Raw genomic sequence first — 12,478 nt, 5'->3', positions numbered from 1 at the left:
TCAGCCGCCCGTGCGCCGCGCGTACAGGACGTGCCGGTCCCGCTCCGTGCGGAGGACGACGTCGACCTGGTCGAAGCCGAGCGAGTTGAGCAGCGCGATCTCGTCGGGGAGCTCGTCGTGGCCCTCGTAGAGCAGCTCGGCGTGCTGGGCGAGGAAGCGCAGCACCCGGTCGCGGTCCGGCAGCCAGTGCACGACGGACAGGGCGGTGACCAGGTCGTAGCCGGACAGCCGCTGCTCCCAGGACTCCTCGCCCATCAGGTCGAGCTGCTCGAAGGTGGAGCCGGTCTCGAAGGCGTCGGCGACGGCGCGAGCGGCGTCGACGATCGTGGGGTCGTGGTCGACCCCGTGGGTCTCGACGGCGCCGTGCATCTTCGCGAAGTTCGAGAGCAGGCCCATGTTGCAGCCGAGCTCGAGCACCCGCTTGCCGGTGAAGTCGACCGAGGCGGCGATCGGGTCCCAGCGCAGCGGCCACGCCCGCTCACCCGACAGGTGGCGGCCGCGGTAGCTCAGCGCGTAGTAGGCCAGGCCCTGACCTCGCGCGTTGGCCGCGGACCGCTCGGCGAGATGCCAGGCGTCGCGCAGCCGCGCGACGTCGCGCGGATCGTCGGCGACCTTGGCCGGGGGCCGGTTCTTCACGAGCTGGTAGCGGGCCCGGCGGGCCGCGGTCAGGCTCTTCGGTGCGAGGGAGACCGCCGCGAGCTTCCAGAACGGCGTGGGGCTGCCGCCGACGCCCACCCAGTCGCGCAGCGCCGCACGCCGTGGGGAGGTGCGGGCCGCCCGGTCGAAGTCGACGAGCCGCACGGCCTCGCCCTCGACCAGGATGTTGTCGGTGCGCAGGTCGCCGTGGGAGATGCCCTGCCGGTGCAGGGCCCGCAGCTCGGGGACCAGCGAGCGCAGCACGCGCATCCGGTCCCTCGTCGTGAACGAGGTGTCCTGCTGGTCGAACAGGTGACTGCTGAACGTGCTGCCGGGCAGCACGTCCTGCAGCGAGACCTCCCAGCCGTCGCGCCGCACGTAGTCGACCTCGCGCCCCAGCGAGCGCAGGAACCCGGCCTCGACCTCCATCCCGGCGTCGGCGGGCCACGCCGGGTCGATCCGGCGGATCTTCGCCAGCCGGGCACCGGCGCGGTAGGTCCGGCTGTCGGTGATGTACCGACTCACGGAGACCAGCTCGGCCCCGTCGCCGAGGACGTCGGCGACGATGGCGCGCCACGCCGCCTCCTCCGCCTGGACGTGCTGGGCGGGAGTCGACTTCTCGACCTCGTCGGGTTCTGCGGGGGCCATGTCCACGTGCCACTTCCTCCTGGGGGGTCCGGCGAATCCTAGACTGACAACGTCCGGGCGCCGCCCAGGTTCCGAGGCATCCGCCAACGGTGCCGGCCGAGCGGGGCGTGGGGGTCGGTCACCGGCCGTGCAGCAGGCGGTTCAGGTCCTCGCGATCGGAATCGACCATGATCCGCGCGAGCTCGGGTGTCCGCACCGACGCCGTCCAGCCGAGCGCCTCCCTGGCCTTGGTCGCGTTCCCGATGAGGGCGTCGACCTCGGAGGGACGCTCGAAGGCGTCGTTGTGCTTGACGTGGTCCGCCCAGTCGAGGCCGGCGTGGCTGAACGCCGCCTCGCAGAAGTCGCGGACCGTGTAGCCCACGCCGGTCGCGAGGACGTAGTCGTCCGGCTCGTCGGTCTGCAACATCCGCCACATGCCCTCGACGTACTCGGGCGCGAACCCCCAATCGCGGACCGCCTCGAGGTTGCCGAGCTCGACGTGCTCGGCGATCCCGGCCTCGATGGCGGCGACCGCCTTGGTGATCTTGCGGGTCACGAAGTTCTCGCCACGCCGCGGCGACTCGTGGTTGAAGAGGATCCCCGATACGGCGAACAGGTTGTAGGCCTCGCGGTAGTTGACCGTCACCCAGTGCGCCTGCAGCTTCGAGGCGCCGTACGGCGAGCGCGGATGGAAGACCGAGAGCTCGTCCTGCGGCGGCGGGGTGAGGCCGAACATCTCCGAGGTCGAGGCCTGGTAGAAGCGGCACTCCAACCCGGCGGCCCGGACCGCCTCGAGCAGTCGCAGGGTGCCGATGGCATTGGTCGACGCCGTGTGGTCCGGCATCTCGAAGGAGACCTTCACGTGACTCTGCGCACCGAGGTTGTAGATCTCGTGGGGCTCGATCATCCGCACCAGGTTGACCAGGCTCACCCCGTCGGTCAGGTCGCCGTAGTGCAGGCTCAGCCGTGGGTTGTCCTTGAGGTGGTCGATCCGGCCGCGGTTGAGCATGGACGAACGCCGCACCAGGCCGTGGACCTCGTACCCCTTGTCGAGCAGCAGCTCGGCGAGGTAGGAGCCGTCCTGACCGGTGATGCCGGTGATGAATGCGCGCTTCACGTCGCAGAGCCTAGATGGCGGTCATCGGGGCGGTGGCTCGTATCATCCGGCTCTATGAGTCGTCGGCGAGCCGCTTCCGTCTGCGCCGCCCTCCTCGTGGCCGGTGGCCTCCTGGCGGCCTGCGGCGATCCCGACGAGGAGCCGCGGCACGACGCCGGCGCCAACAAGGGCCGGAGCATCGAGGCCGGGGACCGGTACGTCGCCCTCGGCGACTCGTACACCGCCGCCTACCTCACCGGTGAGACGGATCCCGAGTCGGGCGCCTGCCTGCGCTCGCTGACCAACTACCCCCGCCTGGTCGCCGAGCGGCTCGACCTCGAGCTCGTCGACGCGAGCTGCGGCGGCGCGACCAGTCGCGACGTGCTCTCCCCGCAGGAGAAGGAGGGCGGCACGGCGATCCCCGCACAGATCGAGGCGGTCACCAGCACCACCGACCTGGTCACCATCAGCGTCGGCGCCAACGACATCGACCTGTACGGGATCGTCATCGGCACCTGTGTCAGCCTCGCCGAGAGCGACCCCGACGGGTCGCCGTGCACGGACCTCGCCGAGGGCACCGAGGACAAGGGCGAGCGCAACCTGGCCGCCGTGGGCGACACGCTCGCCAGGATCGTCCGCACGGTCGCCGCCAAGGCACCGAAGGCCCGGGTGGTCCTCGTCGGCTACCCCCAGACCTTCCCCCCGGAGCGGCCGTGCCCGGACCTCCGGATCGCGAAGGGCGACGTCGACTTCGCCTACGACGCCGCCCGCGAGGTCACCGACACGCTGCGCTCGGCGGCCGACGCGATGGGCATCGAGTACGTCGACGTGTGGTCGGCCACGGCGGGCCACGACATCTGTGCCGAGGAGCCGTGGATCGCCGGCGCCGAGCCCGACCGCGGCGACGGCTTCGCCTACCACCCCTTCCCCGAGGAGCAGCGGACCGTCGCCGATCTCCTCGCGGCCACGTTGGGCTGAGGCTGGCCCGGGCGCAACGCGCTCAAAGCGCGTGATGCGAGCGCGGGAGGCGGGGACGTGCCCTAGGATCCGCCGACGAGGCCGTGCCCGCTCGGCACATTCGCGCGAAGGAGCCCCATGCCCGACGTCCAGCAGTGCCCGGCGTGCCGATCCCAGCAGATTCGCAGGATGCCGGTCTCACGGGCGACCGGCCGCACGATCGTGACCTGCCGGATCTGCGGGATGTCCGCGCACGGCGAGTACGACGACGCGCCGCCGCAGGTGGTCGACGAGGAGCAGATCACGCCGGAGCTGTACGCCGCGTACGTCGCCGCGAAGCGCGACGGCGGCCGACCGGAGATCTGGCGCGAGATGCTCGGAGCCAGCCTCGACCTGATCGGGGCGGGCCGCGGCAGCCGGGTCTTCGACGTGGGGGCCGGCGACGGCGGCTTCCTGCAGCTGGCGCGCGACGAGTTCGGGTGCGAGGTCTTCGGCAACGAGACGTCCGCGGCCGCCGTACGACTGGCCGAGGAGCGACACGGGGTCCGGCTGGAGCTCGGCGACATCGGCACCCTCGGGCACCGCGACGAGTTCGACGTCGTCACCATGTGGTGCGTGCTGGCGCATGTGCCGAACGGCGACCACCTGCTCGCCGACGCCCTCACCATGCTGCGCCCCGGCGGCTGCCTGGTCCTGCAGACACCGCACCGGACCCTCGCTGACAAGGCGGCGCTCGGCATGGCCAAGGCGACCGACGGCCGGGTCACCAAGGTGTCCGACCGCCGGCTGCCGACGCACCACCGGATCCTGCACACCCCGGCCAGCATGGAGCTGCAGCTCACCCGTCTCGGCTACACCGACGTGGTGGCGACGCCCAAGGCGCGCTACAGCCTGTCCTCGGAGCTGTACCTCTACTTCGCCGGCCTGCGCGGCCGGGCGCTCAAGGCCGGCAGCCGGGTCATGGACCAGTTCGTCGACCGCGGGCTCGCTCCCCGCATCGTCCTCGACGTCACGGCGCGCAAGCCCGCCTGACCGGCGCGTCCCCGCTGGGACCGCGGACGTAGGTTGGCCGGCATGCATCGTCAGGCACGACGTCGACGCATCCTGAGGCGCGGCGGCACCACGGCGGTCGCCGTCGCGCTCGCCCTGCTCCTCGCCGGCTGCCCGGCCACGCGCCGGGCACCCGAGGGCAACCCGGACCGGGCGATCGAGGCCGGCGACACGTACGTCGCGCTCGGCGACTCCTACACCGCGGGCTACCTGACCGGGGCGCTCGATCCCGACTCCGGGGGCTGCCTGCGCTCGCTCGACAACTACCCCCACCGCCTGGCCCGTGAGCTCGACCTCCGGCTCACCGACGTCAGCTGCGGCGGCGCCACCACGGAGGACGTCACCGCCCCCCAGCAGCCGTCGCGCGGCGGCGCGGTGCCGCCCCAGCTCGAGGCGGTCGACGAGGACACCGCGCTCGTCACGATCGGGCTGGGCGGCAACGACTTCAACCTCTTCGGCGTGCTGATCGTGAGCTGCGTCCAGGCCGGCCGGCAGGACCCGGCGGGAGCGCCGTGCGCCGACCTCGCCGCCGAGAACCCGAAGGCCCAGGACAACATCGGCAAGATCCGCGACCGCCTCGTCGACGTGGTCGACGCCGTCCGCGACCGGGCGCCCGAGGCCCGGATCGTCCTGGTCGGCTACCCGCAGACGTTCCCGGCGAGCACGGGCTGCGCACAGCTGCCGCTCGCCGAGGGCGACATCCCGTTCGCCTACGACGCCCTGATCTCGCTGAACAGCGCCGTCTCCTCCGCCGCCCGCAAGACCGGCGCCGAGTACGTCGACGTCTGGGCCGCCAGCGAGGGACACGACATCTGCGCGGCCGAGCCCTGGATCGCGGGCGCCGCGCCGCCGCGCCCCGACGGTGCGGCGTACCACCCCTACCCCGAGGAGCAGGAGCTCGTCGCCGGCCTCCTCCTCGAGGTTCTCGAAGGCGAGGCGGGTCGGGACTGAGGTCCCGTGACGTCGGCGTTCCTGCCTCGTTGAGATTCGCATGCAGCTGGGGGGCTGACACGCGAAGGAGTGAGGGAACATGACGGCTCGGCCTGTGGACGTACTGGTCGCTGGTGGAGGAGGGTTCATCGGAGGTCACCTGGCGGCCGACCTGCTGGCCCAGGGCAAGTCCGTGCGCGTGGTCGACGTGAAGCCGCCGGAGGAGTGGTACCAGGTCCACGCCGACGCCGAGAACGTCCAGGCCGACCTCTCCCTGCTCGACGCCGCCGAGACCGCGACGGCCGGCGCACGCGAGGTCTACATGCTCGCCGCCGACATGGGCGGGATGGGCTTCATCGAGAACAACAAGGCCCTGTGCATGCTGACGGTGCTGACCAGCACGCACATGCTCCAGGCCGCGAAGAAGTACGACGTCGAGCGCTACTTCTACTCCTCCTCGGCCTGCGTCTACGCCGCCGACAAGCAGACGGACACCGCGGTCACCGCGCTCCGGGAGGCCGACGCCTACCCCGCCATGCCGGAGGACGGCTACGGCTGGGAGAAGCTCTTCAGCGAGCGGATGGCCCGCCACTTCACCGAGGACTTCGGGCTGATCACCCGCACCGCCCGCTACCACAACGTCTACGGTCCCGAGGGCACCTGGACCGGCGGCCGCGAGAAGGCGCCCGCCGCGGTGTGCCGCAAGATCGCTGAGGCGGTCATCTCCGGCAAGCACGAGCTGGAGATCTGGGGCGACGGCGAGCAGACCCGCAGCTTCATGTACATCGACGACTGCGTGCGGGGCTCCCAGATGATCCTGGCGAGCGACCTCGAGGACCCGATCAACCTCGGCTCCGCGGAGCTCGTCTCGATCAACCAGCTCTACTCGATCGTCGAGGAGATCGCCGGCATCAAGTGCGAGCGGAAGTACGACCTCTCCGCGCCGCAGGGCGTGCGTGGCCGCAACTCCGACAACACGATGATCAACGAGGTCTTCGGCTGGGAGCCGTCGATCAGCCTCGCCGACGGTCTCGCGCAGACCTACGCCTGGGTCTACGACCAGGTCAAGCGCGCCCAGGGCTGAGCGCTCCTCCCCGACGTGCGCATCCTCGTCCACGACTACTCCGGACACCCGTTCCAGGTCGAGCTCAGCCGTGAGCTCGCCCGGCGGGGGCACTCCGTCACCCACTCCTACTGCCCGGGGTGGGTGTCCGGCAAGGGCCACCTGAAGGCCGAGCCGGGCGAGACGCTCGTCTTCGAGCCGGTCGGCCCGACCACCCCGATCGCCAAGGACCGGTTCGCCAAGCGGGTCCTGATCGAGGCGGCCGTCGGCTGGCAGCTGCTGCGCCAGGTCCGCCGCACCGGTGCCGGCACCGCGATGCTCTCCAACGCGCAGATCCCGACGCTGGTCGTGTTCGCGTTGGGCATGGCACTGCTGCGGCGGCCGTGGGTGCTTTGGCACCAGGACGTGTACGCCGTCGCGGTGAGGTCTTTCGCCGGCGACAAGCTCGGGGGGCTGTTCCGCTTCGTCGCCGCGGCGTTCAGCATCGCCGAGCGCTGGGTCTCGCGGCGGGCGGCGGCGATCGTCGTGATCGCGCCCTCCTTCGTCCCCGTCCACGAGGACTGGGGGACCGCCGACAAGGTCACCGTGATCCCCAACTGGGCGCCGCTCGACGAGATCGTCCCGGTGCCACGCGCCAACAGGTGGGCCAAGGAGCAGGAGCTGGACGACACCGCCACCCTGCTCTACTCGGGCACCCTCGGCCTCAAGCACGATCCGACCCTGCTGGTCGGCCTGGCCCGCCACGTGATCGACGCGGGCCGCCCGGTGCGCCTCGTCGTGGTCAACGAGGGCCCGGCGATCGAGGTGATCCGGGCGGAGGCCCGCCGGCTCGACGTACCCGTCACCCTGCTGCCCTTCCAGCCCTACGAGCGGCTGTCCGAGGTGCTCGGCTCCGGCGACGTGCTCGTGGTCCTGCTCGACAAGCAGGCGGGCGCCTTCTCGGTGCCGTCCAAGACCCTGTCCTACCTGTGCGCCGGCCGCCCCGTGCTGGGCATGATGCCGAGTGAGAACCTCGCGTCGGCGCTGATCAGCAAGGCCGGCGGCGCGGTGGTCGCCCCCGACGCCCGCTCGCTGCCGGAGGCGGCCGCCTGGGTCGCCCGGGTCGTCGCCGATCCCGAGCTGCGCGAGGAGCTGGGCGAGGCGTCGCGGGACCTCGCCGAACAGGAGTTCGCGCTGGCCGGGTGCGCCGACAGGTTCGAGACCATCCTGCGTCAGGCCAGCCGGTGAGCCGTCCGGCCGCGACCGTCCTCCTCGGCCCGAAGACCCGCCTGGGCCGGGCCGTCGTCGACGACCTCAGCGGATCCGCGCTGCTGGCGATCGCGCGCGACCCGGCCGACGTCGACGCCGTCGCCGCCGCGACCGGACTCCCCCAGGCCGACATCGTCGACGCCTCCGAGGGCGGCCTCGCCGACCGGGTCCGCACGCTCGGCGACGGGCCGGTGCGCCTGGTCGTCGCGGCGCTCGGCCCGGTCCATCCGGTGGAGCCCGACCTCGAGGCCGACCTGGTCGCGGTACGCCGCGATCTCGCCTACGTCGACGAGGTGCTGGCCTGCGGCCGACCGGTCGAGGTGGTCCTCGTCTCCACCGTCATCGCGCTCGCGCCGGGTGACGACCGCCGCTATTACGGCGGCTGGAAGTGCCTGCTCGAGGAGCTGCTCCAGCAGCGGACCGCGCGCGACGGTGCCACGCTCGCCGTCCTCTACCCCGGGCGACTGCGCCCGGGACGGGGCGGGGCGCCCTGGCACCGCCTGCACGCGTCGTACGACCGGCTCTCCCGCACCGCACTCGACCCCGACCTGGGCGACGCCCGGCGGACCGTCGGAGCGGACGCGCGAATTTGGCTGGCCGTGAGGAGTATCTCTTTCGCATTTCGCTCGTTGAATCTCTCATCGGGACGAGGCCGCAGCGCGCTGGGGGGCGCTAGGGACAGCGGGTCGACCGGGAGAGCACGGGAGTAGCGGATGCACATCAAGCGGGTGTTCGACGTGGTCGTGGTCAGCCTGGCCGCGGTGGTGTGGCTGCCAGCGGTGGCGGGTGGCGCGCTGCTGGTCCTGCTCACCTCGGGACGACCGGTGTTCTACCGGTCCAACCGGCTCGTGGGGAGCGGCGATCCGACCAAGGTCGTGAAGTTCCGGACGATGGTCAAGAACGCCGACCGACTGGTCAACCGCGACACGGTGCCGGTCACCAACACCCGCTTCCTCAACATCGCGCCGGACTCGCCGCTCTACACCCGGGCCGGGCGCCTCCTCGAGCGGTGCGGGCTGACCGAGATCCCGCAGCTCGTCCACGTGCTCAGCGGCAAGATGACCATCGTCGGCAACCGGCCGTTGCCCACCAACGTGATGAACGCGCTGCTCGACGAGTACTCCTACGCCGGCGACCGGTTCCTCACCGCGGCGGGCCTCACCGGCCCGGCCCAGCTGGTCGGCCGCGACGCACTGACCGACTCGGAGCGACTGCGCATCGAGGGTGCCTACTGCCACGCCGTCCTCGACGGCTACCGGCTGCGGCTCGACTTCTCGATCCTGCTCCGCACGGTCCTGATCGTGGCCCACCTCAAGCCGTCGCTCAGCTACACGGAGGTCATGGACCTCATCGCGCGCAACAGCGGCTCCCGCTCGGTCGTCGCCCTCGACGAGCACGCCTCGCCCCGGGCCGCCGACAACACCGAGGTCGCCTGAGCCCCGTCTCCGATGGATGCCGGCTCTGAGGCTCGCAGTCAGTCGGCGAGCAGGCGCTCCAGCGCCTGCTCGACCCGCGCGGGCGCCAGGTCGATGTCGTCCATCACGCCCCGCTGCGGGCGCCCGGGGCGTGTCGCCCGCGGACCGTCGGCGACGACGTACCGGTAGCGGCTCTCGGGGATGTTGCCGACGATCGACCAGTAGCCGCCGTTGAGATAGGTCGGCGCGAACAGCTCGAGCACCCGGACCCCGTCGCGCGCGAACACCAGATTGGTCAGCGCCGCACCGTGGGGGGCGACCACGACCCGAGCGGCCGCGAAGTGGTCGATCTGCTCCTGCACGCTGAGCGTCCCGGGGTCCACGACCGCGAAGCCCCGGCGGCGCAGCAGCGCCACGACGGCCTGCTCGTGCACCATCCGCCGCGTGTTCGGCGTCGTCCCGCGGGTCACGTAGACGCGCTCGGGCAGGCCGCTCGCCGCCGCCCGCGGGGGCAGCCGGTCCCGCAGCCAGGCGCTGGTCTCCGGGGACACGAGGGTGCTCACGTTCGGCAGCGACGGCACCAGCAGCCGCCGGGCCTGCAGCGAGAAGCCGGGGCCGGGAGCCACCAGACGGTCCTCCTCGAGACCGAGCATCGCGATCAGCTCCCGCTGGTAGCGGGTGGCGGTGTCGACCACCCAGCGGTCCGGTCGCAGGCCGGGGTGGGCCGCGTCCAGCATCCCCAGGCGCGGGAGCGCGTCGATGAGGAAGTGGTAGTAGTTGTGGCCGGTGCCGCGCGCCGCGAGGACCGCCACCGTGCCGTCCACCCGCTCGGCCGGTCGCGGGCGGGGGTTCCAGAACACCGGGTGCTCACGCCAGCCGGCGATGTCGAAGTAGTGGCTGGTCTCCAGGTCGAGCACGCCGCCGGCCGTGACGACCGCCGCGTGCCTGCCCTGCAGCCTGCCCTCCGTCAGCTCCAGGAGGAAGCGCTCGGGGACCCGTTGCTCCAGCCGGTCCGCGAAGTACCAGTGCGCCGGCGGCTCACCGACCGGCAACGTGCGCCGTACCGTGAAGGCCTCGCCGACCGGGACGATCCGGGTCGTGGCCGGCTCCAGCAGCGCGGTGTCCCGCGACCGCTCGCTGCCGGTGCGCGGCAGGCCGTGCGCCGGGCCGACGGTACGCCGGCCGGCGGCACCGAGCACCCGGGCACCCCAGCGGTGGCCCCGCTTGACGACCGGCCAGAGCGGCTGCAGCTGTGGCGGCAGGCGACTCACTGAGCCGGCCGCGAGAGCCAGATGACCCCCAGGCCGGGGCGCAGGCCCGGCTCGTGCCGGCCGGGCTCGAGCCCGACGGCGGCGAAGAAGGCCAGCAGCTCGTCGAGCGAGTGCCCGTCGACCGGGTGGTACTCCATGACGACCTTGCGCACCTGGGCCCAGGACGACGGCGAGCTGCGCAGCACGATGTCGTACTCGGCGCCCTCCACGTCCATCTTCACGATCTGCACCGAGCGTCCGTCGGCCGCGATCTCGGCGACGGCGCGGTCGAACGACTGCGCGGGCACGGTCACCTCGGTGGCGCCCTGCTCCTTCATCCAGCCCGGTGCGGTGAGGCCGTTGTGGCCGCTCGCGGTGCCGCTGTCGACGAAGGTGAACTCCCCGGGCTCCCCGGCCATGGCCTCGCCGTGGACGGTGATCGTGGCGCCGAGGCCGTTGTCGTCGACATTGCGGCTGATGTAGGACGCGGAGACCGGCGAGGCCTCGTAGACGTGGATCCGGCTCTTCGGCAGCACCTCGGCCAGCGCCAGCGAGAAGCTGCCGATCTGGCCGCCGACGTCGAGCACCGCGGCGTCGGCGTCGACACCGGCGGTGAGGTCGCGCAGGTGGTACGCGTCGTCGGCGAAGATCTCGTAGAGGGGGAAGCGGGCGCCGTTGACGTTCGGGCACGTGACGACGTACCCGTTGCGCATCCGGAAGGTCATCTCCTTGCGGCGCAGGCGCGTCCGGTGCGTCCCGAGGTCCCAGAAGACCTCCGGGAAGTTGCGGAACAACTGGGGCGTCTGGCGCACACGCTTGGCCAGGTGGGCGCCGCTGCGGACGAGCGTCATCGATCAGCCTTTCGGGGGGGCGGCACCGGCCGGAGCGAGCGCCGTGGGGGGCGTTCCTGACGGTCGTCCTGACAGGAACCAGGGTGTTGTTCGGCGGTACTCCATCACGGCCACGGCGCCCAGAGCGAGGGGCAACCAGATGCTGCGGTCGTAGAAGCCCGGCACTGTCGCGCCGAACCCGATGAAGGCCCACGCGACATACAACAGCCGACGATGCGGAACGTCACTGAACAAGGGCCGAGCGAAAACGAAAATCACGCAGAGGTACCCGGCGAGCCCGAAGACACCGATGGCCGCCGCGATCTCGAGGTACATGTTGTGGATCTCGAACAGGTCGATCAGCCCGGTGCCGATGAACGGCTGGGACAGGAACCGTTCGATGCCGCTCTGCTGCCCGAGCTCCCGGGCCTGGTCGGAGAAGCCCGAGCTGCTGCCGCCCACCAGGCGGCCCAGCGAGGACGTCTCCCCACTGATGTCGACCAGGATGGGGATCGCGATGACGAACAGCGCCCCGCCGAGCGCGTAGATGAAGCCCATGATCGCCGAGCGCTCGACGACGGGGATCATCAAGATGAGGACCGCCGCGACCACCATCGCGGCCCGGCTCCCGCTCAGGTAGATCGTCGCGCCGCACACGGCGCCGGCCCCGACGATCACCGTGCGCACGACCCACGTGCGGTGGCGGTAGAGCAGGTAGAGGAGCACGCAGAACGTGATCAGCCCGCCCTGGGCGAAGTAGTTGGGGTGGGTCGCCAGGCCGCCGTACCGGCCCTGGTTCGACGGGCCGTAGTACATCGCGTAGCCGAAGCTGACCATGTGCCCGAAGACGTAGGACCAGCACAGCAGATCGAAGACGAGATTGCTGGGCCGCCAGATCGCGAACACCGCCGGCAGCCCGGCCATCACGCCCAGCCACAGGATCATGGTCAGGTAGCTCTTCGCCGGCTCCGGGGACGCCACCGAGGCGATCGAGGACATCACGAACACGACCGTCACGCCGACGGCGAACAGGCCGGGGACCTCGATCCGCTTGTTGAAGAGCGACGGAGCGATCAGCAGCACGCCGAGAGCCACCAGGCCGTCGGTCGCCGTCACCAGCGAGCTGGCCGACGGCGCCAGCCCCTTGTACATCGGCGCGGTCGCGAAGGCGGCCATCAGCGTGAAGACCGCGGTGCGCTCGCGACCCACGAGCGCCAGCATCAGGACGTAGAAGGCCACCCCACCGGCCACGATCAGCGCGATCGTGCCCTGGCTCGCCAGGGCGGCCAGCACCACCGCCAGGAGCACCAGGCAGGCGGTCACGGCCATGCTGTCGGCCCGATACCGCCCGGGCGGGCGGGGCTTTCGGGAGGAGG

The 12,478-nt window shown here is 71.7% G+C and carries 12 protein-coding genes; 7 read left to right on the top strand and 5 right to left on the bottom strand.

The window, feature by feature from the left end:
- The gene (locus RB608_RS06980) at positions 1–1,284 is read right to left on the bottom strand and encodes a methyltransferase (protein ID WP_308087155.1); all 1,284 of its coding nucleotides are present in this window, start codon (positions 1,282–1,284) and stop codon (positions 1–3) included.
- Positions 1,285–1,402: 118 nt separating this feature from the next.
- Positions 1,403–2,380, bottom strand: a complete 978-nt coding sequence (gene gmd, locus RB608_RS06975; RefSeq protein ID WP_308087086.1) for a GDP-mannose 4,6-dehydratase — start codon at positions 2,378–2,380, stop codon at positions 1,403–1,405.
- A 54-nt stretch (positions 2,381–2,434) separates the two neighbouring features.
- Here gmd and RB608_RS06970 point away from each other — a divergent pair, with 54 nt between their 5' ends.
- The 7 genes from RB608_RS06970 (at position 2,435) to RB608_RS06940 (ending at position 9,043) form a co-directional block, all read left to right on the top strand.
- Entirely contained in the window at positions 2,435–3,337 is a 903-nt protein-coding gene (locus tag RB608_RS06970) for an SGNH/GDSL hydrolase family protein (RefSeq protein ID WP_308087085.1), read from the top strand.
- Between the two features lie 168 nt (positions 3,338–3,505).
- A complete protein-coding gene (locus RB608_RS06965) occupies positions 3,506–4,348 on the top strand; it encodes a class I SAM-dependent methyltransferase (protein ID WP_308087084.1) in 843 nt (280 codons plus the stop codon).
- Positions 4,349–4,390: 42 nt separating this feature from the next.
- Positions 4,391–5,317, top strand: a complete 927-nt coding sequence (locus RB608_RS06960) for an SGNH/GDSL hydrolase family protein (RefSeq protein WP_308087083.1) — start codon at positions 4,391–4,393, stop codon at positions 5,315–5,317.
- A 79-nt stretch (positions 5,318–5,396) separates the two neighbouring features.
- Positions 5,397–6,380, top strand: coding sequence for an NAD-dependent epimerase/dehydratase family protein (locus tag RB608_RS06955; RefSeq protein WP_308087082.1), 984 nt, complete (start codon positions 5,397–5,399; stop codon positions 6,378–6,380).
- 15 nt (positions 6,381–6,395) lie between these two features.
- Entirely contained in the window at positions 6,396–7,586 is a 1,191-nt protein-coding gene (locus tag RB608_RS06950) for a glycosyltransferase family 4 protein (RefSeq protein ID WP_308087081.1), read from the top strand.
- Positions 7,583–8,317: a hypothetical protein gene (locus RB608_RS06945; RefSeq protein WP_308087080.1), complete on the top strand. Its 735-nt coding sequence runs from the start codon at positions 7,583–7,585 to the stop codon at positions 8,315–8,317. The genes RB608_RS06950 and RB608_RS06945 overlap by 4 nt, the downstream gene beginning before the upstream one ends.
- A gap of 3 nt (positions 8,318–8,320) precedes the next feature.
- Positions 8,321–9,043, top strand: coding sequence for a sugar transferase (locus tag RB608_RS06940; protein ID WP_308087079.1), 723 nt, complete (start codon positions 8,321–8,323; stop codon positions 9,041–9,043).
- A 38-nt stretch (positions 9,044–9,081) separates the two neighbouring features.
- Here the strand turns inward: RB608_RS06940 and RB608_RS06935 are convergent, their stop codons facing one another.
- From RB608_RS06935 to RB608_RS06925, 3 genes are read right to left on the bottom strand one after another with little or no spacing between them, the layout of a single operon-like run.
- Complete coding sequence (locus tag RB608_RS06935; RefSeq protein ID WP_308087078.1) at positions 9,082–10,293, bottom strand: glycosyltransferase family 61 protein; 1,212 nt, start codon at positions 10,291–10,293, stop codon at positions 9,082–9,084.
- Complete coding sequence (locus tag RB608_RS06930; RefSeq protein WP_308087077.1) at positions 10,290–11,123, bottom strand: FkbM family methyltransferase; 834 nt, start codon at positions 11,121–11,123, stop codon at positions 10,290–10,292. Before RB608_RS06930 ends, RB608_RS06935 begins: the two co-directional genes overlap by 4 nt.
- 3 nt (positions 11,124–11,126) lie before the next feature.
- A complete protein-coding gene (locus tag RB608_RS06925; RefSeq protein ID WP_308087076.1) occupies positions 11,127–12,431 on the bottom strand; it encodes an O-antigen ligase family protein in 1,305 nt (434 codons plus the stop codon).
- Between the last annotated feature and the right edge of the window lie 47 nt (positions 12,432–12,478).

The sequence above is a fragment of the Nocardioides sp. LHD-245 genome, from assembly GCF_030929495.1.
Lineage (GTDB): Bacteria > Actinomycetota > Actinomycetes > Propionibacteriales > Nocardioidaceae > Nocardioides.
Note: the sequence above shows the minus strand (reverse complement) of the source record. Positions and strands in the feature narration are given on the sequence as shown.